The 21,519-nt window shown below is 63.9% G+C and carries 19 protein-coding genes and 1 pseudogene; 14 read left to right on the forward strand and 6 right to left on the reverse strand.

The genetic code is table 11. The features are described 5' to 3' along the window. Nucleotides 1-188: 188 nt before the first annotated feature. Genes ACMCNM_RS18625 through ACMCNM_RS18635 form a run of 3 tightly spaced genes read right to left on the reverse strand, consistent with a single transcriptional unit; the run spans nt 189 to nt 4,367 of the window. Nucleotides 189-1,250, reverse strand: coding sequence for a lipocalin-like domain-containing protein (locus tag ACMCNM_RS18625; RefSeq protein WP_412765129.1), 1,062 nt, complete (start codon nt 1,248-1,250; stop codon nt 189-191). Further along, entirely contained in the window at nt 1,240-3,702 is a 2,463-nt protein-coding gene (locus ACMCNM_RS18630; RefSeq protein WP_412765130.1) for an ABC transporter permease, read from the reverse strand. Before ACMCNM_RS18630 ends, ACMCNM_RS18625 begins: the two co-directional genes overlap by 11 nt. Then, on the reverse strand, nt 3,699-4,367 hold the full coding sequence (locus ACMCNM_RS18635; RefSeq protein ID WP_186703184.1) for an ABC transporter ATP-binding protein: 669 nt from the start codon (nt 4,365-4,367) through the stop codon (nt 3,699-3,701). The genes ACMCNM_RS18630 and ACMCNM_RS18635 overlap by 4 nt, the downstream gene beginning before the upstream one ends. Nucleotides 4,368-4,798: 431 nt before the next feature. Here ACMCNM_RS18635 and ACMCNM_RS18640 point away from each other — a divergent pair. The 3 genes and pseudogenes from ACMCNM_RS18640 to ACMCNM_RS18650 form a co-directional block, all read left to right on the forward strand. Then, a pseudogene (locus ACMCNM_RS18640) lies at nt 4,799-4,918 on the forward strand (flagellar basal body protein); the annotation flags it as partial. A 292-nt stretch (nt 4,919-5,210) separates the two neighbouring features. Then, nucleotides 5,211-6,278 (forward strand): Rieske 2Fe-2S domain-containing protein, encoded by a 1,068-nt coding sequence (locus ACMCNM_RS18645; RefSeq protein ID WP_412765131.1) that lies wholly within the window; start codon nt 5,211-5,213, stop codon nt 6,276-6,278. 12 nt (nt 6,279-6,290) lie between these two features. Then, nucleotides 6,291-7,241 carry a PDR/VanB family oxidoreductase gene (locus ACMCNM_RS18650; RefSeq protein ID WP_275750861.1) on the forward strand — a complete coding sequence of 317 codons (951 nt, stop codon included), beginning with the start codon at nt 6,291-6,293 and terminating at the stop codon, nt 7,239-7,241. 6 nt (nt 7,242-7,247) lie between these two features. On the opposite strand, the gene ACMCNM_RS18655 is transcribed toward ACMCNM_RS18650, so the two are convergent. Further along, nucleotides 7,248-7,961, reverse strand: coding sequence for a GntR family transcriptional regulator (locus ACMCNM_RS18655; RefSeq protein ID WP_027593685.1), 714 nt, complete (start codon nt 7,959-7,961; stop codon nt 7,248-7,250). 396 nt (nt 7,962-8,357) lie between these two features. Next, nucleotides 8,358-9,689, reverse strand: coding sequence for an MFS transporter (locus ACMCNM_RS18660; protein WP_412765132.1), 1,332 nt, complete (start codon nt 9,687-9,689; stop codon nt 8,358-8,360). Nucleotides 9,690-10,252: 563 nt separating this feature from the next. Between ACMCNM_RS18660 and mrdA the strand changes: the two genes are divergently transcribed. The 6 genes from mrdA (at nt 10,253) to ACMCNM_RS18690 (ending at nt 15,998) form a co-directional block, all read left to right on the forward strand. Next, nucleotides 10,253-12,145 (forward strand): penicillin-binding protein 2, encoded by a 1,893-nt coding sequence (gene mrdA / locus ACMCNM_RS18665; protein ID WP_085273334.1) that lies wholly within the window; start codon nt 10,253-10,255, stop codon nt 12,143-12,145. A gap of 337 nt (nt 12,146-12,482) precedes the next feature. Next, nucleotides 12,483-13,043: an FMN reductase gene (msuE, locus tag ACMCNM_RS18670; protein ID WP_412765133.1), complete on the forward strand. Its 561-nt coding sequence runs from the start codon at nt 12,483-12,485 to the stop codon at nt 13,041-13,043. Nucleotides 13,044-13,052: 9 nt separating this feature from the next. Then, complete coding sequence (locus tag ACMCNM_RS18675) at nt 13,053-14,240, forward strand: acyl-CoA dehydrogenase family protein (protein WP_412765134.1); 1,188 nt, start codon at nt 13,053-13,055, stop codon at nt 14,238-14,240. Between the two features lie 9 nt (nt 14,241-14,249). Beyond that, nucleotides 14,250-15,347 carry a sigma54-dependent transcriptional activator SfnR gene (gene sfnR, locus ACMCNM_RS18680; protein WP_085273331.1) on the forward strand — a complete coding sequence of 366 codons (1,098 nt, stop codon included), beginning with the start codon at nt 14,250-14,252 and terminating at the stop codon, nt 15,345-15,347. 150 nt (nt 15,348-15,497) lie between these two features. Continuing rightward, the gene (locus ACMCNM_RS18685; protein WP_412765135.1) at nt 15,498-15,704 is read left to right on the forward strand and encodes a hypothetical protein; all 207 of its coding nucleotides are present in this window, start codon (nt 15,498-15,500) and stop codon (nt 15,702-15,704) included. Nucleotides 15,705-15,710: 6 nt separating this feature from the next. Then, the gene (locus ACMCNM_RS18690; protein ID WP_412765136.1) at nt 15,711-15,998 is read left to right on the forward strand and encodes a hypothetical protein; all 288 of its coding nucleotides are present in this window, start codon (nt 15,711-15,713) and stop codon (nt 15,996-15,998) included. A 244-nt stretch (nt 15,999-16,242) separates the two neighbouring features. Here ACMCNM_RS18690 and ACMCNM_RS18695 read toward each other — a convergent pair whose 3' ends face one another. Beyond that, nucleotides 16,243-16,887 carry a glutathione S-transferase family protein gene (locus tag ACMCNM_RS18695; RefSeq protein ID WP_412765137.1) on the reverse strand — a complete coding sequence of 215 codons (645 nt, stop codon included), beginning with the start codon at nt 16,885-16,887 and terminating at the stop codon, nt 16,243-16,245. Nucleotides 16,888-17,077: 190 nt separating this feature from the next. On the opposite strand from ACMCNM_RS18695, the gene ACMCNM_RS18700 reads away from it, so the two are divergent. From ACMCNM_RS18700 to ACMCNM_RS18720, 5 genes are all read left to right on the forward strand, one after another. Beyond that, nucleotides 17,078-18,397, forward strand: coding sequence for an NAD(P)/FAD-dependent oxidoreductase (locus tag ACMCNM_RS18700; RefSeq protein WP_412765138.1), 1,320 nt, complete (start codon nt 17,078-17,080; stop codon nt 18,395-18,397). Nucleotides 18,398-18,409: 12 nt separating this feature from the next. After that, entirely contained in the window at nt 18,410-19,180 is a 771-nt protein-coding gene (locus tag ACMCNM_RS18705; protein WP_412765139.1) for an NAD(P)-binding domain-containing protein, read from the forward strand. 213 nt (nt 19,181-19,393) lie between these two features. After that, complete coding sequence (locus tag ACMCNM_RS18710) at nt 19,394-20,773, forward strand: MFS transporter (protein WP_099453710.1); 1,380 nt, start codon at nt 19,394-19,396, stop codon at nt 20,771-20,773. Between the two features lie 12 nt (nt 20,774-20,785). Next, nucleotides 20,786-21,136 carry a cupin domain-containing protein gene (locus ACMCNM_RS18715; RefSeq protein ID WP_412765140.1) on the forward strand — a complete coding sequence of 117 codons (351 nt, stop codon included), beginning with the start codon at nt 20,786-20,788 and terminating at the stop codon, nt 21,134-21,136. 11 nt (nt 21,137-21,147) lie between these two features. After that, the gene (locus ACMCNM_RS18720) at nt 21,148-21,486 is read left to right on the forward strand and encodes a RidA family protein (protein WP_412765141.1); all 339 of its coding nucleotides are present in this window, start codon (nt 21,148-21,150) and stop codon (nt 21,484-21,486) included. Nucleotides 21,487-21,519 lie beyond the last annotated feature (33 nt).

The raw sequence follows: 21,519 nt of genomic DNA on the forward strand, positions 1-21,519 counted from the left end.
CTTGGTGCATGGCGCGATATTACGTCGGACCAACAAGGCGGTCGCGCGCAAATTGCACAGGCGAAACTGGCCCGAAACAAACGTAGGAGCGAGCGTTGCTCGCGATGCGCCGCGCGGGCGGCGCTCGATCTCACAGGCGCCACACCCCCATCGCCATACACCTGGCAGCCTCACACCCGTGCATGCCCCTAATACCCCGTCATCTCCAGATACCCCCGCCCGCCCGCACTCCCCTGCAACCTCACCGGCCCCTCCCAGTAAGGAAACCGGGTGTTCATCCAGGCACGCGGCTCGACGGCATCAACTTGCACATCAACGCCGTACGCCAACACCCGCACTCGCCAACGTGTCGGCACCTCCTTGCCGTATTCCTGCCGCGTCCAGGCCAACGCCTGAAGCTGAATCTGATCGCTTCGCAGCGCTACCCCCTCACCCTGGGCACTGACCCAGGTCCCCGCCCGATACGGCAATCCCTTGGCCTCGCGCACCTGGAACAGCATCAGCTTCGCGCCGCTGTCCAGGTGCAGTGAAAACCAGTCCCAGCCCGTTTGCCCGGCCGCCAGCGGCTGGCTGCTCCACTCCCGGTCCAGCCAGGCCTGCCCGGTGACCGCAATGCATAGGCCATCGCGCTCCACCTCGCCGCTGACGCGGTAGAACGGCTGGCTGTAGTAATACGACGCTTGCCCCTTGCCCGACTTTTCGCTGTAGCCCTGGCTGCCGTGCAGCACCAGCGGGCTGTCACTGCGCAGATTCAGGTCGTAACCAAAGCCTTGGCCGGCAGCCTTCATGTGCAACCCTGCAATGCCCTCCCCCCCCTGCAGTGACCAGTCATTGATCCAGGCCCGGAACGGCTGGGCCTCGACGCCTGCCTGCCCGACACCGCCACGCGCCAGGGTCTCGCCTGCGCGATGCCCACCCGGCCCAGTCAGGGCAGCATGCCCCATCCACAGGTTCGGGCTGTTCCAGTCGGCCGTTTCCGCCCCTGGGCGCAAGGCCGAACGGAACAGCGTCCACTGCGCGCCCCAGTCCCGCCCTTGGGCGTCTTCAAGGTTGGCGGTGACATACCACCATTCGATGCGAAACCCCTCATGAGCACCGTGATCGCGCGGGAACACCAAGGGGTGATCGCGGATCACCTGGCTGAACCCACTGGCCTGCTCGCCCAACCCGGCAAAACTCTGCGGCGCTGGCGCAGGCTGGTCGCAGCCGCTCAGCAGCGCGCACAGCACGACACAGGCTTTAACGTTCATCGGCAAACTGCCTCAACAGATCGCTGGGCTGGCGCCGCGCCAGTTGCCAAAGCGGCCAGGCACTGGCCAGCAGGCTGGTGAGGATGCCCAGCACCGCCAGTTGCACCAATTGCCCAGGAAACACATACAGCGGCAACCGCCAGCCAAATGCCTGCACGTTCACCACCGCCACCAGGCACCAGGCCAACACGACACCGACAGGGATCGCCAGCAGCACGGTGAGGCTGCTCAGCATGAGCGTCTGGCCCAGGGTCAGCCAAACCAGTTGCGTGCGCCGCACACCCAATGCCCAAAGCGGCGCCAGCTGGCCCAGGCGGCTTTGGCTCAGGGTCAGCAGGTTGATGAACATGGCCACGCCGGCGACACCCAGTGTCAGGCTGTTGAGGGCGGCGGTGGCGGCAAAGGTGCGGTTGAACACTTCGGTCGACCAGCGCTTCAGGCGCGATTGCTCGACCACCCGGCTGTCGTCCAGGGCAAAGCGCTGCTGCAACTCAGCTTTGAGGGGTGCCAGGTGCGTGGGCGCGACATCCACGCTCAGGCCGGTCAATGTCGCCTGCGGCCAATGCCTGCGCAGCCAGTCGGCATTGACCAGCACATGGCCCTTGGGGTTGCCATAGTCGGCGTACACCCCCACAACCGTCATGGGCGGCGCAGCGTCGGCCGCCAGCATCAAAGTGTCGCCCACCGCCAGCCCTAGGCGGCGGGCCAATTGTTCACTGAGCATCACCGCCTTGCCCGCCGCCAACTGCTGCCAGGCCTGCGCGTGCTGGTCCAGCAACGGCCAGCGGTCGCGGTAGGCCGGGTGGTCGATAACCCCCTGCACCTGCACTGGCCAACCCTTAAGGTGTGTTTCCACTCGCCAGCCTGGCAGCACCGCCGTGGCCGCAGGTTGCTGCTTGAGCCACTCACTGATCTGCAGGCCCTGCGCGGTGTCCCGAGGCGTCAAGTAAAGGTCGGCGGACAAACGCGCATCGAGCCAGCCGATGAAGGTCTTGCGAAAGCCCTCGGTCATGCTGCCCACGCCAACACTGGCGGCCAGTGCCAGCAACAAGGCCATCAGCGCCAGGCTCAACCCAGGTAATTGCTGGCGGCTGTCGGCGACGAACCACTGCGACAGCGGCCGTCGGCGCCCACGCGCAGCCCAGGCCAGCACGCCGTCGAGCAAGGGCGGTAACAGCAACGCCGAGGCCAGCAACAACGCCGCCAGCAAGGCGAAAGCGCTGGCCAAGCCCTGGCCCAGTTGCCAACAGCCAAGCGCCACCAGCAGCAACAGCAGTGCCACCCACGTTTGGCGCCGCAACCAACGGCCTTGCGCCAAGCGCCAGGCCTGGGGTTGAGCCAGCGCCAACAGGGGCAGGCGCGCCGCCTGCAAGACACTGCTCAGCCCCGCCAACAAGGCCCCGAGCACACTCACCAGCACCCCAGCCAACCACCACCCAGCCGGCAGGTGCAACACGCTGGCGACCTGGGCGCCATACAAGCCACGCAAACTCGCGGCAACGTCCGGCAACAGCAACGCGGCCAGCCCATAGCCGCCCGCCACCCCGGCCAGCCCGCCCAGCACCGCGAACAGGCCCAGCTCCAGCGCCAGGCCGAGCAACAGGCAGTGCAAACTGACGCCACAGGCCCGCAGGCTTCTGATCAAGCCACGGCGCTGCTCCAGTGCCAGGCCAATGGCGGCGTGGGCGATGAACAGCCCGACCACGAAGGCCAGCAAGCCGAGGGCGGTGAGGTTCAGGTGAAAGCTCTCGGTCAGGCGTTGCAGGCCACCGTCATCACTCGGTGTTTGCAGTTCGAGCCGCGCAGCGATGGCTGCGGGCAAGGGCGCCGAAGGCCCTGTCAGTAGAAGCCGCGACAGCTGTCCGGGTGCCTGCAGCAAGGCCTGCGCATGGCCGATGTCGACCAGGATCACCCCGGGCGCCAACTCCGGCTTGAGCACAAAGGGTGGTAGCCGCTGCCCTTCGCTGCTGACAGCCACGTCGCTAACGGTTTTGCCCAGTTGGCGCAAGGTGTCCGGCCCTAGCCAGGCCTGCCCCGGCTTGCCAATAAAGGCCTGCAGGTCGAAATCGGCCACCCGCACACCGGCCACGGCGGTGGAAACTGGCAAGCTCAACGGCTCGACGCCAATCAGCCGGACAGTCACCGGCTGCTCGCCAGAAAACCGCAGCCGCCCCTCCAGTACCGGGGCAACCGGCCAGCCCAACTGGCGCAATTGCACATACAGCGCCTGCTCGAAGCGTTCGCCGTCACGCGGCACCAGTTGCGCCTGCATCGGTGCCGCCAGTACCGCACTGGCGCGGGCGTAGTCGCTGCGCGCCTGGCTGTTGAGTGCCTGGACGCCGGTCCATAACGCAGTGGCCAGCCACAACCCGGTAAAGATGCTAAGGCACTGCACGCGATGGCGCCGCCAATGGCTCAGCAGCGCCTGCAGGGTCAGCAGCAATGGGCTCATAGGCCGTGCTCGGCGCGCACACGGCCCGCCTGCAGGTAGCAACTGTGCGCTAGCCGCGCCGCCAGGCGCTGGCTGTGGGTCACCATCAGGACACTGCTGCCGGCCTCGGCGACCAGTTGCAAAAACAGGCCTAACACCTCATCGCTGCTGGCTTCGTCAAGGCTGCCGGTCGGCTCGTCTGCCAACACCCAGGCGGGGCGACCGGCCAGGGCGCGGCCAATGGCGACCCGCTGTTGCTGGCCGCCAGATAGCTGTTCCGGGTAGCGCGTCAATAACGCAGCCAGCCCCAGGCGCTCTGCCAAGTACGCCAGCCAGTGCGGGTCATGCCGGTTGGCAAGCCGGGCCTGAAACGCAAGGTTGGCCGCCACGTCCAGGCTGCTGATCAGGTTGTACTGCTGAAACACCAGGCCAATGCCATCCCGGCGCCACCGCGCCAGTGCCGTCTCCGAACGGCCATCGAGGGGTTCGTCATCAATCAGGATGCGCCCGCTGTCGGCCCGGTCCAGGCCGGCAATCAAATGCAGCAAGGTGCTCTTGCCACTCCCCGACTCCCCCATCAGCGCCAGGCTGCTGCCGCGCGCCAGGCGCAGGTCGATGCCCTGCAGCACAGGCAGCGGGCCTTGGGGTGTGATGAATGACTTGTGCAGTTGCTCGACGACCAGCATCGGGGGACTGTCCTCTTTGCGCGTTGTATCCCATAGGCATAGTAGGTCACGGCTGTGCAAGGGTTACCAGGACGTCATGTTGATCACTACGTCGAGTGCGACCTTGATGTTCGGCAACCCCTGATTGGAGTCGGCGGTGAGGTAGAAGACACCCTTTGCAATGGGGCCGATCGGCAGCCAGCCATTCTTGCCATCCAGTTCCAGTGTTGCGAAGGCGTTTTGATCCGGGTCGGTCGGGCAAGCGTAAAGGGTGATCTGGAAGTCAACCTTCGGCGTCGCGAGTGGAACGGGTCACCTGGTATTTCTAGCAGTTTTCGACGCTGAACCTTGGCGCTAATACTTCCTAACATTCAATGAGTACAAGCGCTCAATTGCAAATCGGCTAATCACATTTGAACGGGTGCCGTAAACAGGCGCACGAGGAGAACAGCATGCTTCCGGCTCGCTGGGTCGCTAAAACCGGCCTGTCCGCCCAGGACACCATTTCCAACAACCTGGCCAACGTCTCGACCACTGGCTTCAAACGTGATCGCGCCGAAGTCCAGGACCTGAAAAAAACCTGTTCGGTCAGGGTCTCGCTAGGCACTGCATGCCACTGCTTTTTGTGCCAGGCGAGGTCGGGATTGGTTTCGTCAGGTTCCGGATCGTTCAAGCGCGGCAGGGTGACATCCAGCGGTGCTGAAAACCCCGGCTAATGGATCCATAAAACAAAGAACCACTCATAGCAGTCCGATAATCGCCCAAATAAATCAGCAAAAAATGCCATAATCGTTGACCTTGCCGCCCTCCGCCACATTTAATGGATCCATTAAATAAAAACAATCGCTACTCCGGAGAGCCTTCATGTACCCCAAAAACACGTGGTATGTCGCCTGCACCCCCGATGAAATCGCCGAGAAACCGCTGGGCCGTCAGGTCTGCGGGGAGCGGATCGTGTTCTATAGGGGCCACGAAAACCGGGTGGCTGCGGTGGAAGATTTTTGCCCGCACCGTGGCGCCCCACTGTCGTTGGGCTATGTCGAAAACGGCAACCTGGTGTGTGGCTACCATGGCCTGGTGATGGGCTGCGACGGCAAGACCGTCGAGATGCCAGGGCAGCGGGTCAGGGGCTTCCCTTGCAACAAGACCTTCGCGGTGGTCGAGCGCTACGGCTTCATCTGGGTCTGGCCCGGCGACCAGGCGCAAGCGGACCCAAGCCTGATCCCGCACCTGGAGTGGGCGGTGAATGACGCGTGGGCCTACGGCGGCGGGCTGTTCCACATTGGCTGCGACTACCGGCTGATGATCGACAACCTCATGGACCTGACCCACGAAACCTACGTGCATGCCTCCAGCATTGGTCAGAAGGAAATCGACGAAGCCCCGCCCGTGACCACCGTCACCGGTGACGAAGTGGTGACTGCCCGGCACATGGAAAACATCATGGCGCCGCCGTTCTGGCGCATGGCCCTGCGCGGCAACGGCCTGGCCGACGATGTGCCGGTGGACCGCTGGCAGATCTGCCGCTTCACCCCACCCAGCCATGTGCTAATCGAAGTTGGCGTGGCTCACGCAGGCAAAGGGGGTTATCACGCCGATGCGCAGCATAAAGCCTCGAGCATCGTGGTCGACTTCATCACCCCAGAGTCCGACACCTCGATCTGGTACTTCTGGGGCATGGCGCGCAACTTTGCAGCGCACGACGAAACGCTGACCGCCAACATCCGCGAGGGCCAGGGCAAGATTTTCAGCGAAGACCTGGAAATGCTCGAACGCCAGCAACAGAACCTGCTCGCCTACCCCGAGCGCAACCTGCTCAAGCTCAACATCGATGCCGGCGGGGTCCAGTCGCGCAAAATATTGGAGCGCCTGATCGCCAACGAACGCACGGCCCAAGCCCAACTGATCGCGACCAGCGCAAGCCCAGCCTGACGAGGAACGGACATGATCGATGCCGTAGTGGTTTCCCGTAACGACGAAGCGCAGGACATCTGCAGCTTCGAGCTGGCCGCAATCGATGGCAGCCTGCTACCGCCCTTTAGCGCAGGCGCGCACATTGACGTGCACCTGCCGGATGGGCAAGTCCGCCAGTATTCACTGTGCAATCACCCCGAAGAACGCCACCGTTACCTGATCGGCGTACTCAAGGACCCTGCCTCACGTGGCGGCTCGCGCAGCCTGCACGAGCAGGTGCACAACGGTGCCCGCTTGCGTATCAGCGCACCGCGCAACTTGTTCCCACTGGCCCTCGGCGCCCGTCGCAGCCTGTTGTTCGCAGGTGGCATCGGCATTACGCCGATCCTCTGCATGGCCGAGCAACTGGCCCACAGCGGCGAGGACTTCGAACTGCATTACTGCGCCCGTTCCAGCGAACGTGCAGCCTTCGTCGAACGCATGCGCGGTGCCGCCTTCGCTGACCGCCTGTTCGTGCATTTCGACGAGCAACCCGAGACTGCACTGGACATCGCTCAGGTATTGGCCAACCCGCAAGACGATATGCACCTGTATGTGTGCGGCCCAAGCGGGTTCATGCAGCATGTGCTGGAAAGCGCCAAGGCGCAGGGCTGGCAGGAGGCCTGCCTGCACCGCGAATACTTTGCCGCCGCGCCGGTTGATACGCAGAACGACGGCAGCTTCTCGGTGCAGGTGAACAGCACCGGCCAGGTCTTCGAGGTGCCCGCCGACCAGAGTGTGGTGCAGGTGCTTGAACAGCACGGCATCGCGATCGCCATGTCGTGCGAGCAAGGCATTTGCGGCACCTGCCTGACGCGCGTGCTGGCAGGCACACCGGAGCATCGCGACCTGTTCCTCACGGAACAGGAGCAGGCGCAGAACGATCAGTTCACGCCCTGCTGCTCGCGCTCGAAAACGCCACTGCTGGTGCTGGATATCTGAAGCGCTTCAGGACGAGGGCAGGATGACCTTCATGCGCGCATCGGCCGTGGCCGCGCCGAACGTCTCGGCGTAGCGCAAGGTGGCATTGGCGTGCTCGCGCATGATGGCCTCGGCGCGGGCGCCCTGCCCGCTGACCAGGGCATCGAACACCGAATGGTGCTGCATGTGTGCATAGTTGAAGCGCCGGTACTCTCGCGCCAGGTCGTGGCGGTCCACGGCCAGCGCAGTGACCGAGGCAAACGGCAGGTGATCATTGCGCGCCAGGGCATCGGCAATCGCCGGGTTGTGGCTGGCTGCGATGATCACCTGGTGGAAGCGCATGTTGAGGTCATGGTAGGCCTGCAGGTCTTCCTCGGTGACAAAACCCTTGTCGAACAGTTGGTCGCCTTCGACCAGGCAGCGCTGCAGCGCCGCGCGCGCTTCAGCGGACAGCCCACGCTCTGCCGCTTGGCGCGCAGCCAGGCCTTCCAGCACGCCACGCACCTCGACCGCACCTGCGATGTCATCTGCGCTGACGGAACGCACCTGAAACCCACGCCCGCCAAAACGCACCAGCAGGCCCTCCTGCTCGAGGGTGCGAAATGCCATGCGCACCGGCATCCGCGAGACACCGAACAGTTCGGCGGTGGGGATTTCCATCAGACGCTCGCCGGCCGCCAATTCGCCGGAGGCGATCATCTTGCGAAGCGTAACCAGCACCAATTGACCGGGCTTGCTCATCCAGGCAGTTTCCAGAGACATGAGCGGTAATCTTATCGCAGTGCTCGCCACGACGCATTGGGTGGCCATGAGATCGAGCGCCGCCCGCGCGGCGCTTCGCAGCACAAGGCTGCTCCCACATCTGTTTCGGGCCAATTATTCCTGTGCCATGAGCGCGCGCCCCCTTGGCGCCTCACACGATATTGAGTCGGACCAACAAGGCGGTCGCGCGCAAATCTCACAGGCCTCACTGGCCCGAAACAGATGTGGGAGCAGCCTTGTGCTGCGAAGCGCCGCGCGGGCGGCGCTCGATCTCAATGCCGGCAAAATTGCTGCGGCGTACACCTGCCAGCCACACCCATTCTTGGCAACATTTTGCTGGGATCTACGGCCAGGCCGGGCACCAAAAGCCCGACCCTAGGCATCGGCCATCACTGCCTGCCCCGGCCGCGACGCTGGCTTGAGCAACACCAGGCAACCAGCAGCAAGCACGAAGACACTGGCAAACACCCCATACAGGTGCAGCGGTTGCCAGCCGCCGTCGAGCAGTACGCCGGCCACGGTCGGCGACAGGATTGCGCCGATCCGGCCAATGCCGATGCCCCAGCCCACCCCGGTGGCGCGCACCGACGCGTCATAGACCACCGGTGACAGCGCATACAGCCCAGCCACGCAACCGTTGGCGAACAGCCCGATCAGCAAGCCCAGCGCCAGCGCGGCAGTGACCGATGACCCGCTGGCCACGAACAGCACCAGCAGCCCGGCCGTGACCAGCATGAACATCGCCAACACGCGGCTCAGTGGCCAGCGTGACGACAGGCCGCCAATCAGCGCCGCACCAAGGATGCCGCCAACGCTCAGCAGCACCCCGCCGGTAATGCCCTGCTGCGCCGACAAGCCAGCCGCGACCAGCAGCTTCGGGGTCCAGCTCATGACGAAGTAGAAGCCGAACATCACCAGGAAGAACAGCAACCAGATCACCAGCGTGGTGCGGCGCATGGCGGGGGTCAGCAACTGCCTGAACCCTGTGGCGGCACCAGGCACGCCTTGCGCGGGCGGCGGCAGCTGGGACAGTGCCGGTTGCCCGAGTTTGTCGGCCAACCGATTGACCCGCGCCAAGGCATTCGCCGGGCGGCGTGCCAACAAAAAGTCCAGCGACTCCGGCAGCCACAGCAGCACCAGCGGGATCACCAGCACCGTGACGATGCCGCCGAACAGGAACACCGAACGCCAGCCCCAGTGGCCCAGCAGCCATACCGCCAACAAGCCGCCCAAGGTCGCGCCCAGGGCATACCCCGTGGACTGCAGGCTCACTGCCAGGCCACGCCAGCGTTTGCTGGCATATTCACTGGCGATCACATTGCTGCTGGCCAGGATGCCGCCGATGCCAAGGCCGGTCAGCCCGCGCAGCAGCGCCAGTTGCAACGGGCTCTGGCTCAACGCCGAGAGCAACATGCCCACACCGGAAAGCGCCAGGCAGAACAGAATCAATGGGCGCCGGCCAACGCGGTCGGCCCACGGCGCAATAAACAGTGACCCTGCCGCCATACCGAACAGGCCGGCGCTGAGCAGCAGCCCCACCTGCGCCCCACTCAGGCCCCACTCGGCAGACACCGAGGCGGCCGTGAAGGCCATCACCAGCACGTCAAAGCCATCGATCATGTTCAGCACGATGCAAATGCCGATGGCCAGGCACTGGAAGCGGCCCATCGGGTCATTGTCCAGACGTTGCTTGAGATCGATGTTCATGGGGCCACCTGCAGGCCGATGCGGGCCACAGGCGGGAGGACAGACGTGCACACGCAAGCAGAGCAGAAGGAACGTTGACAGTTCCGTGCCCCAGATAAGCCATTCATGACTGGACCCTTCTTGTAATTGTCGTCGCGCACGGCCGGAGGGCTGGCCGTCGTCAGGCGCTAATCAATCAGATAATGGATCCACAGACAACCGTGTGTGATTTGCTAAACACCAATCCGACAACACAAAGCGGCAAGCGCACAACGAATTAATACAAGAATCCGTTAATTTTCCATATCTTATGAATTTAGCGCCTGATGATTATTTCGTTCGCTTATCGCACAGCAGTTGTTTTGTGGATCCACAAACAACTTTCTACGCCCCCTCTGCGCAGCCATCCGAGTGCCGGCATGAACAAATCTTCATGTTCGCCGTGAACACCCTGATACCGGGGCCAACAGCTGATCGCCAGCCCCTGCCCAAGGCCGCCTGCCTTGAGCGAAAGGGAGGGGTTGCGTAGCATCGCCGGCCCCGGGGCCGCCGCCCGGCCACACCGCCACCCCACAGAGCCACCCATGCCGCAGCCCATCCCCCTCAAGGACCACGAAAAGGAAAAGCACCTGGTCAACCGCCGGCTGATCGCCTGCGCCACCCTGGTCTTCACCCTGGTCGCCGTCCTCGTGGGCCGCCTTTATGTGCTGCAGGTGCTGCAACATGACCAGCAGAGCGCCGTGTCGGAAAACAACCGCGTACACGTGCTGCCCATCGCCCCTGAGCGCGGGCTGATCTATGACCGCAACGGTGTGGTGCTGGCCGACAACAAGCCCAGTTTCGACCTGACCATGACCCGTGAGCGGGCCGGCGACTCAGCCAAAGTGCTGGATACCCTGGCGCAGGTGTTGAGCCTTTCGGAGGATGACCGCCGGCAGTTCGACAAGGACCTGCGCCGCGGCCGCAAACCCTTCGAGCCGGTCACTCTGATGGTCGGCCTGAACGAAGAACAGATCGCCCTGGTTGCGGTCAACCAGTTCCGCCTGCCCGGCCTTGAAGTAGAACCGCAGTTCATCCGCGAATACCCACTGGCCGAGCATTTCGCCCATTCGGTGGGTTATGTTGGGCGCATCAACGAGAAAGAAGCCAAGACCCTCGACAGCACCGAGTATCGCGGCACGCAGTCGATCGGCAAGACCGGTATCGAGCACTTCTACGAACGCCAGCTGCACGGCCAGGTGGGCTATGAAGAAGTCGAGACCAACGCCCAGGGCCGGGTCATGCGCGTGCTCAACCACAAGGCCCCGATCCCCGGCAAGGACATCATCCTGAGCCTGGACAGCCACTTGCAACTGGCGGCCGAAAAGGCCCTGGGCGACCGCCGCGGTTCGGTGGTGGTGCTGGACCCTGCCAATGGCGACGTGCTAGCGATGGTCAGCAACCCAAGCTTCGACCCCAACCTGTTCGTCAAAGGCATCAGCTTCAAGCAGTACGCCGCCCTGCGCGATTCCATCGACCGGCCGCTGTTCAACCGCGTGCTGCGCGGTTTGTATGCGCCGGGCTCGACGGTCAAGCCGGAAGTGGCCATCGCCGGCCTGGACAGTGGCGTGATCACCCCCGGCAGCCGGGTGTTCGACCCGGGCTACTACGAGCTGCCCAACTACGAACACAAATACCGCAACTGGAACCGCAGCGGTGACGGCTGGGTAGACATGTACACCGCCATCATGCGGTCCAACGACACCTACTTCTACGACCTCGCGCACAAGCTGGGGATCGAGCGCCTGCACGACTACATGGCCGAATTCGGTCTGGGGCAGAAAGTGTCGCTGGACATGTTCGAGGAAGCGTCCGGGCTGATGCCTTCCGCCGAATGGAAGCGCGCCACGCGCCGCCAGGCCTGGTTCCCGGGCGAGACGTTGATCCTGGGGATCGGCCAGGGCTACATGCAGGTCACCCCGCTGCAATTGGCCCAGGCCACCAGCCTGCTGGCGAGCAAGGGTGTATGGCACCGCCCGCACCTGGCCATGACAGTGGGTGGCGAGACCCCGGTCGACCCCAACCCGATGCCCGACATCGTGCTGCATGACAAACGCGCCTGGGACCAGGTCAGCCAAGGCATGCAGATGGTCATGCACGACCCCCGCGGCATCGCCCGCGCCTCGGCAGCCGGCGCCCAGTACCGCATCGCCGGCAAGAGCGGCACGGCGCAGGTGGTGGCGATCAAGCAAGGCGAGCGTTACAACCGCAACAAGACCCTGGAACGGCACCGCGACAACGCCCTGTTCGTCGGTTTCGCACCGGCCGATCACCCAAGCGTGGTGGTGGCGGTGATGATCGAGAACGGCGAAGCGGGCGGGCGTGTGGCAGGGCCGGTGGTGCGCGAGGTGATGGATGCGTACCTGCTGGATGAGCAGGGGCACTTGAAGCCTGAATATGCGGGCAATACGGCGACCAAGGCAGTGCCGCACGGTTAGGGGTGGATGTGGCGATGGGTTGCTAGGGGTTCGCCATGGGATTTGCAGCGCCTAGGAAATCGAGCTTCGCGCGCGCCGACTGGTCAGCGGAATAAGAATATAAGTTCTTATTCTTTTTTAGCCGCACCCAAATTCCTCTATAACACTCCCAACTGTACAGCCGCCAACACCCGGCCAACTGTCTGCAGCGCAACACCCGATCAACAGCCAGCGCCCGCACGGCAACATCGCCCCGGGCGCTAAAACGCGTAACCCGTTGATCTAAGATAGGTTTTATAAACGGCACGACGATTGCTCCAGCAAAGTCCCCCGCTCAACCCGAACCGGAGACTTGCCCATGAGCACCCCACTGAATGTCGTAGCCCTGTCTGGCGGTACTACCCGCCCTTCGCGCACCTTGGCCCTGACCGAGGCGATCCTCGCGGAACTGGCCGAACACCTGAACATCAAGCCTCACCTCATCGACCTGGGTGACATTGCCCGCCCGTTGGGCAGTGCCCTGTGGCGCAGCGAGCTGCCCGAGGCGGTGGAGCATCAACTGCGGCTGGTGGAAAAGGCCGACCTGCTGGTGGTGACCACGCCGGTGTACCGCGGCAGCTTTACCGGCCACTTCAAGCATCTGTTCGACCTTATTGGTCAGGACGCCCTGGTCGACACCCCAGTGCTGCTCGCCGCCACTGGGGGCAGTGAGCGCCACGCGCTGGTGCTCGATCACCAGTTGCGCCCGCTGTTCAGCTTCCTGCAGGCCCTGACACTGCCGATTGGTGTGTTTGCCAGCCAAGCGGAACTGGCCGACTACCGCGTTTCCAGTGAGGCCCTCGCCGCGCGTATCCGCCTGGCCGCCGAACGTGCCGTGCCTCTGTTCGGCGCCCATCACGCGCTGCGCAAAAGCGCCTGAGGAGCGGCCATGAATGCACCGGTAAACACGGCACCACGCCCTGCCCTGGCCATCGCCCGCGAGTTGGCTGGGCAGTTCGCCCAGACCGCCGTCGAGCGTGACGAGCGCGGCGGTACGCCCAAGGCTGAGCGCGACGCGCTGCGTGGCAGCGGCCTGTTGTCGCTGGCTATCCCACAAGCGTTCGGTGGCCAAGGCGCGAGCTGGTTCGATACTTTCGAAGTGGTGCGCGAGTTCGCCCGGGTCGACAGCTCCATTGCCCACGTCTTCGGTTTCCATCACCTGATGCTGGCCACCGTGCGCCTGTTTTCGCGCCCAGACCAATGGCAGCCGTGGTTCGAGCAGACTGCACGCAAGCAGTGGTTTTGGGGTAACGCCCTCAACCCGCTGGACACACGCACCGTGGTCAAGCACTTCGACGGTTGGTGCGAATTCTCTGGCAAGAAGAGCTTCTGCTCCGGTGCCAGCGACTCGGAAATGCTGATCGCCTCCGCCGTGGACGAACGCGCGGGCGGCAAACTGCTGATCGCCGCGATCCCCAGTGGCCGTACCGGTATCAGCCTGCACAGCGACTGGCACAACATCGGCCAACGCCAGACCGACAGCGGCAGCGCCACGTTTGAACGGGTGCGGGTCGAGCACTCTGAACTGCTGCTCGACCCAGGGCCGCTGAGCACGCCCTTCGCCGCCTTGCGCCCGCTGATCGCGCAGCTGCACTTCGCCAACCTGTTCCTGGGTATCGCCGAAGGCGCGTACGAGGAAGCCCGCCAGTACACCCTCAAGGAAAGCCGGCCGTGGTTCCGCTCAAACGCCACCACCCCTGCCGAAGACCCTTATGTGCTGCGCCATTACGGCGAGTTCTGGGTCGGCCTGGAAAGCGTCCGTTTGCTGATCGAACGCGCTGCCCGCCAGCTCGATAGCGCCTGGGCCAAGGAGCATGCCTTGAGCGCAGAGGAACGCGGCGACCTGGCCCTGGCCATCGGCACCGCCAAGGTTGCCGCCAGCCGCCATGGCCTGGATATCTGCAACCGGCTGTTCGAGGTCACCGGTGCCCGCGCTACCCACGCCTCGCTGCGCTTCGACCGCCACTGGCGCAACCTGAGGACACAGACCCTGCACGACCCCGTGGACTACCGCATCCATGAATTGGGCGAGTGGGCCCTCAACGGCAAGCGCCCTGACCCATCCTTCTACTCCTGAGGATTGCCCATGCAACTGCTGACCCTCCCCCCGTCCCCGACACTGGCCACCTCGATCAGGGCGACCGCGCAGGTTTTCGAAGACCCCAGGTCACAGGCGCTGCTCGCCCACCTGCAACAGGTCGCGCCGAGTGAGGCGAGCGTGCTGATCATCGGCGAAACCGGCACGGGCAAGGAGCTGGTCGCACGCCATATTCATAACCTCAGCGGCCGGCGTAACGGCCCATTCGTCGCGGTCAATTGCGGGGCGTTTTCCGAGTCGCTGGTGGAGGCCGAACTGTTCGGCCATGAAAAAGGCGCCTTCACCGGCGCCCTGGCGGCCAAGGCCGGCTGGTTCGAGGAGGCTGACGGCGGCACGCTGTTCCTCGATGAGATCGGCGACCTGCCCTTGCCGATCCAGGTCAAGCTGCTGCGGGTGTTGCAGGAGCGCGAAGTGGTGCGGCTGGGTTCACGCAAAAGCATCCCGATCAATGTGCGGGTGCTGGCGGCGACCAACGTGCAGCTGGAGAAGGCCATCAATGCCGGGCATTTTCGCGAAGACTTGTATTACCGGCTGAACGTGGTGACCTTGCAGTTGCACCCGCTGCGTGACCGGCCAGGTGACATCCTGCCATTGGCGCGGCATTTCATTCGTAGCTACAGCGACCGGCTGGGCTACGGGCCGGTGGAACTGAACCCGACGGCCCAGGCCAAGCTGGTTGACTATGCGTGGCCGGGCAATATCCGTGAGTTGGAAAACGTCATTCACCACAGCTTGTTGACCTGTGCTGACGGGGTGATCCAGGCGCAGGATTTGCGGCTGTCCAACCTGCGTATCGAACGGCAGGAGGAGCCTGCCAGCAATGCCGTGGAAGAACTGCTGCAGCGGGCGTTTAGCCAATTGTACGAGGAGCAGCCTGGGGGGCTGTACGAGAAGGTCGAAAATGCCCTGCTGCGCTCGGCGTACCGTTTTTGCCATTACAACCAGGTGCATACCGCGCAGTTGCTGGGGCTGTCGCGCAACATCACCCGGACACGGCTGATCGCGATTGGCGAGTTGGTGGTGAATAAAAGGCGGGGGCAAGCATCGCAAGTTCTGGATAACCGGGTGGTGCGGTTGTCGATTTGAAATATGCAGTGCCTGTACCGGCCTCTTCGCGGGCAAGCCCGCTCCCACAGGTATTCCACTGCTTTCAAGGCCAGTGAAGATCCTGTGGGAGCGGGTTTACCCGCGAAAAGGCCGGTACGGGCCACTCAAATGCTAGGTGCGGTCACCGCCATGATCATCGCCGACATCATGATCGGCCCCATCATCGGCGCCATGCCCTACACCGTGGGCCTCGCCAACACTGTGATTCGCTTCGTGATTCGCTTCGTGGTTGGCCTCATGGTTGGCCTCATGGTTGGCCTCATGGTTGGCCTCATGGTTGGCCTCATGGTTGGCACCATCATCGGCGCCATTGCGTCCACTTTCACCACGGCCTGAGCTGGCATGTCCGCCGCCATCGCCGCTGTGTCCGCTCCCACTGCCGCCGTGGCCTCCACCACCGCCACTGCCGCCGCCTCCACTGCCACCACCATGACCACCTCCACCACCGCTGCCGCCGCCGTGACCACCGCCACCGCCGCCACCTCCACCACCGCTACCACCCCCACCGCCGCCATGACCACCGCCGCCACCGCCGCCACCATGGCCGCCGCCACCTCCACCACCGCCATCCTTCGCATACGCGCTGGACGCACCGCCAATGGAGTCAGGCACCAACACGGCCGACGCTGACAAAACCGCGCCGATTGCCAAAGCCAACAAGCATTTTTTGAGCATGTAGAGCCTCCGCTTGGAGTAGCACGGGGGTTGCACATGACCCCCGTGAGTTCCGGCCCCCCCATGGGGCGACCTGCAAACCAGTGCGGCCTTCCATCTGCAGCGGGTGAGCGAGATCCATCAGGGCCAACTGGCCAGTTGTTGCAGAATGTGTCTTACGTCCTGAGCGTAGTCATGCGCTAGCGCTTGTCACGACCAGTCATCCGAATGGCACTTGAACAGGCGCTGTCCGCGGCATCAGGTCATAGGGGTGCTTCCAGCCTGGCGTGCTCTTGATCCGCGCTTTCCAGGCCTCGATATGAACGAATTCGTCCAGCGCGATACCCGTGTCTTCAGGCATGAACACATACCCCGCCAACGACAGGTCGGCGATGGTCAAGCGCCCGCCGACCATGAACGGCGTCTTCGCCAAATGTGCATCAACGATGCGATAGGCCGCCGTGGCGCGATCACGCAAGAACTTGGTCACATCGGTTTCGCCCATCTGTTTCAGGCAATAGATAAACCGCAGCGCCGCGTAGTAGCTGGTGAATTTGTGGTTGTCGAACAGCATCCAGCGCCAGATCTCGCGCTTTTCGTCCTCATCGCGTGGGCCAAACTGGCCGGTCTGCTCGGCGAGGTATTCAAGGATCAAGGCCGATTGGGTGAACGACTTGCCCGCATGTTCGAGCACCGGCACCTCGCCCTGCTCATTCACTTCATCGCGCCAGGCCTGCTCGCGGGTCTGGCCGTTGAAAAAGTCGACGAACACCGGCTGCCAAGGCTGGCCGGTGAGTTCGAGCATGAGGGCGGCTTTGTAGGCATTGCCGGATTCGGCGAAGCAGTGGAGCGTGTATTCGGACATGGCAGACCTTCAGTTTCCTTTGAATGATCGTTAGGTGCCGGGGCCTTTGCACGGGCCAATCACCGGCAAACCGAGCAAATCATGCAGGGCTTGCCGCGGTCAATCCAAAACCTCCCACGACCCGTCATTCCCGTTATATGCCCCCCGCCCGGGCCATGCGACAGTGAAGAAAACAACACGGATAAAACCCATGTACAGAAACACCTCTACCCCCGCGGACGACAACGGTTGCGGCTGGTTCCACCTCAGCCCCCTGCGCCAGCCACGTGCCGCGCACCGGGGGCGGAGCGAAGCGCGCTGGGTGGTGCTCGGTGCTGGCTTCACCGGCCTTGCCGCCGCACGGCAGCTGGCGCTGCATCACCCGAATGACGAGGTGATCCTGCTCGAAGCCCAGGAAGTCGGCTTTGGCGCCTCGGGGCGCAACTCGGGCTTTGCCATCGACCTGCCCCATGACATCGGCGCACCGGACTACATCGGTGAGCTGGCCACGGCGCGGATGAACCTCAAGCTCAACCTGCGCGCGCAGTCGATACTGCACACGCTGATCCAGCAGCATGGCATCGACTGCCAGATCCGCCCAGACGGCAAGTACCAGGCGGCGGTCGAAGACAAAGGGTTGGCGGTGCTCGAAGCGTACCGCAGCGGCCTGGAGAAACTCGGCCAGCCCTACCAGATGATCGATGCCCGTGACCTGCCCGAGCACTTCGGCACCGCGTTCTACCGCAAAGCGTTGTACACCCCAGGTACCCAGTTACTGCAGCCGGCCGCCTTGGCCAAAGGCCTGGCAGACAGCCTGCCCAGCAACGTGACGCTGTACGAACACACCACCATCACCCGCATCGAACAGGGCACGCGCATCACCCTCACGCATGCCCATGGCGAGATCGTTGCCGAGCAGTTGCTGCTGACCAACAACGCCTTCGCCTCGTACTTCGGCTTCCTGCCGGGGCGGCTGCTGCCGATTTTCACCTACGCCAGCATGACCCGGCCCCTGAGCGAAGACGAACAAGCACGCCTAGGTGGCAAGGCGACCTGGGGCATCATCCCCGCCGACCCGTTTGGCAGCACCCTGCGACGCACCCTGGACCAGCGCCTGCTGGTGCGCAACAGCTTCAGTTTCAACGCCGATGGGCGCGCCAACCAGCGCCACCTGCAACGGGCCGGGCGACAGCACCGGGCGTCGTTCGAGCGGCGCTTCCCGATGCTTGCGGGTACACCGTTCGAATTCACCTGGGGCGGTTCGATGTGCCTGTCGCGCAACCACCAATCGCACTTCGGCACGCTGGCACCCAATGTCCATGCGGCGCTGTGCTGCAACGGCCTGGGAATTACACGGGGCACCGCCACCGGGACCCTGTTGGCCGACTGGCTGAGTGGCGAGCGTGACGAGCTGATCGACTTCCTGCTGGGCGCGGCCGGGCCCAACCGCAACCCGCCGGAGCCGCTGCTGAGCCTGGGCGTCAACCTGAACCTGCACTGGGGCCAGCGCCGCGCCGGCCTGGAAAGCTGACAAGGAGGCATCATGCATAGCCTGGGCATCCTCGGGGTCGGCGAGCTGACCGAAAAAGTCGTTATCGGCCTGCGCCGCGGTGGTTTCGACGGCGCGATCCTGCTGTCGCCACGCAACGCCCAGCGCGCCGAAACACTGACCCACGCACACGGTTGCCAGGTACTGCCGAGCAATCAGGCGGTAGTCGACCAGGCCGAGGTGCTGATGCTGGGCGTGCGCCCGGAATCACTGGCACACCTGGCCGGCGAGGTACACCTGCACCTCGGACAACGCCTGCTGTCGTTGGCAGCAGGTGTGAACCTGCAACAGCTGCAAGCCGCCTTCCCCGCCGCTCACTGCGTGCGCGTGATGCTGTCTTATGCCGCGCAACACAACCAGTCCACAGTAGTGGTCTACCCCCCGGATCCCCCCGCTGAGCGATGCCTGGCCGGGCTGGGCAACCTGGTGGTATTGCAGGATGAAGCGGCGTTCGAGCTGGCCACGGTGGCCGCGTGCATGAATGGCTGGTTCTACTTCCTTTTGCACGACCTGCAGCAGTGGCTGACTGACAAAGGCTTGCCCGCAACCGACGCACGCGCTTTGGTACTGGGCAACCTGCACGACTGTGTGAGCAGTGCCCAGCGCCAACCCGAACACACGCTCAAGGCCCTGGGGCAAGCGATTGCCACGCCGGGCACCTTTACCGCCGATGGGCTGGCCGTGTTGATGCATCAACCGGTAAGTGCCAGCTGGGGCGCGGCCTGCGAAGTGGTGCTGGATGCGCTATTGACCCGGTCGCGGTAGGCGCAGCCTTGTGCTGCGAAGAGGCCGGTGACAACGCCGTAAATCTTGGCTGATGTCGCCGGCCTCTTCGCAGCAAAAGGCTGCTCCTACAGTGCCATTCACACTTCGCAATGCCATCCCACGACCCGTCCGAACCGTTATAGGGAACCCCTGCAACCCGGTGCCATAGTGCCGCCACGCAAGTGCGTCAAATAACAACAAGAGGTAAGTCCAATGTCTGTCCCCAAACGCTCCGTCGAAGATGCGCCACTCAATGCGTTCCACCGCAAACTGACGGTCTATTCCGCCGGTGGCCCGTTCCTCGACGGCTATGTGCTGAGCATCATCGGCGTGGCCATGCTGCAGATCACCCAGGCCCTGCAACTGTCGGCCTTCTGGGAGGGGCTGATTGCGGCTTCGGCGCTGATCGGGGTGTTCCTCGGCGGCTTCCTGGGTGGCTGGTTCACCGACAAATACGGGCGCAAGGTGCTGTACCTGGTCGACCTGATCGCCATTGTCGGTTTTTCGGTGGCGCAGTTCTGGGTCGAGTCGGCCTGGGCATTGTTCGCCTGGCGGTTGTTGATTGGTATCGCGGTCGGCGCCGACTACCCGATCGCTACCTCGCTGCTGGCCGAGTTCCTGCCACGCAAGCAACGCGGGCCGCTGCTGGCGGCAATGGTACTGATGTGGTTCGCCGGGGCCGCCGTGGCCTACGTGGTCGGTGAACTGTTGCTGCGCGTCGGCGGCGATGACGGCTGGCGCTGGGTATTGGCCAGTGCGTTGGTCCCGGGTGCGTTGTTCCTGATTGCCCGTAGCGGCACGCCAGAATCGCCACGTTGGCTGCTGAGCAAGGGCCGCACTGCCGAGGCGGATGCCGTGATCAAACGCGTCTACGGCCCGGATTACTCCATCGCCGATCTGCCCGAACACGTCAGCGGCAAACCGGTGTCGGTGTGGTCGCTGTTCCACTCCGGCTACGGCAAGCGCATGGCCTTTGTCACCCTGTTCTGGACCTGCGCCATCGTCCCGCTGTTCGCCATCTATGCGTTCGCCCCAAAGGTGCTGCAGGCGCTGAAGCTCACCGGCGACTGGGCCGCCTACGGCTCGATCGCCATCACCCTGCTGTTCACCCTTGGCTGCCTGCTGGCAACCAAGCTGATCAACCGCCTGGGGCGGCGCAAGATGCTGATCCACAGCTTCCTCTGGTCGGGCATGTCGCTGGTGCTGCTGGGCGTGTTCCCCGACGCATCGCCCACCACCGTGCTGGTGCTGTTTGGCGCCTACGCGGTGTTGATCGGCGGCGCCCAGGTGCTGGAATACGTCTACCCCAACGAATTGTTCCCCACCGAGATCCGCGCGTCTGCCGTTGGCCTGGCCACTTCGCTGTCGCGTATCGGCGCGGCCGTGGGCACCTACCTGGTGCCTATTTCCCTGGCCACCTATGGCATTGCCAACACCATGTTCGCCGCCGCGTTGATCTCACTGTTCGGTGCACTGATCTCGTGGTGGCTGGCCCCAGAGACCAGCAAGCTCGACCTGCAGCAAGCCGCCGCATTGGGCGGGGCCGCCCCTGCACCGTCACCGTCCTACAAAAACGTTGCCCGAAAAGCCTGAAGGAGCCACACCATGAACCAAGTGCTTACCGTTGTCCGCAATGCCGCTACCTCGCCCCTGGGCACGCCAGCCCCTGCCCGGATGCCGATCGGCGAACCGATCGCCCACGCCGCCAGCGCCCAGGACCAGACCGATGAAGCGGTGGGTGCCAGCATCGGCATCTGGGAAAGCAGCCCCGGGGTATTCCGCCGCTTCCTGAAAAACCGCGAATTCAGCCATATCGTCAGCGGCAGCTGCACCTTTACCCCCGACGGTGGCGAGCCGGTCGAGCTGCGAGCGGGCGATGCGGTGCTGTTCCCGGAGAACTGCGAAGGCGTGTGGGAGATCCACGAGACCCTGCGCAAGACCTACGTACTGTTCTGAGGAGCGCGCGGATGATCGAACGTATCAACCCCGGCAAACGGGCCAGCCAGATGGTTCTGGTGGATGGCCGCCTGGAAACCTCCGGGATCGTCGCCCTTGCACAGGGCGATATCGCTGCGCAGACGCGGTGCGTGCTGGCGCAGCTGGAGCAGTGGCTGGCACAGGTTGGCGCAGGTAAGGGCAACCTGACCCGCGTGCAGATCTGGCTGGCTGACATGGGGGAGTTTGCGGCGATGAATGAGGTGTATGACGCTTGGGTCGGGCAGCAGCCACCGGTACGGGCGTGTGTGGGGGCTGCGCTGGCGGCGCCTGAGTATCGGATCGAAATTCAGGCATTTGGACAACTTTGATAGCGCCGGGGCCGCTTTGCGGCCCATTCGCGG

This window comes from Pseudomonas sp. NGC7 (assembly GCF_047159675.1).
Taxonomy (GTDB): domain Bacteria; phylum Pseudomonadota; class Gammaproteobacteria; order Pseudomonadales; family Pseudomonadaceae; genus Aquipseudomonas; species Aquipseudomonas kermanshahensis.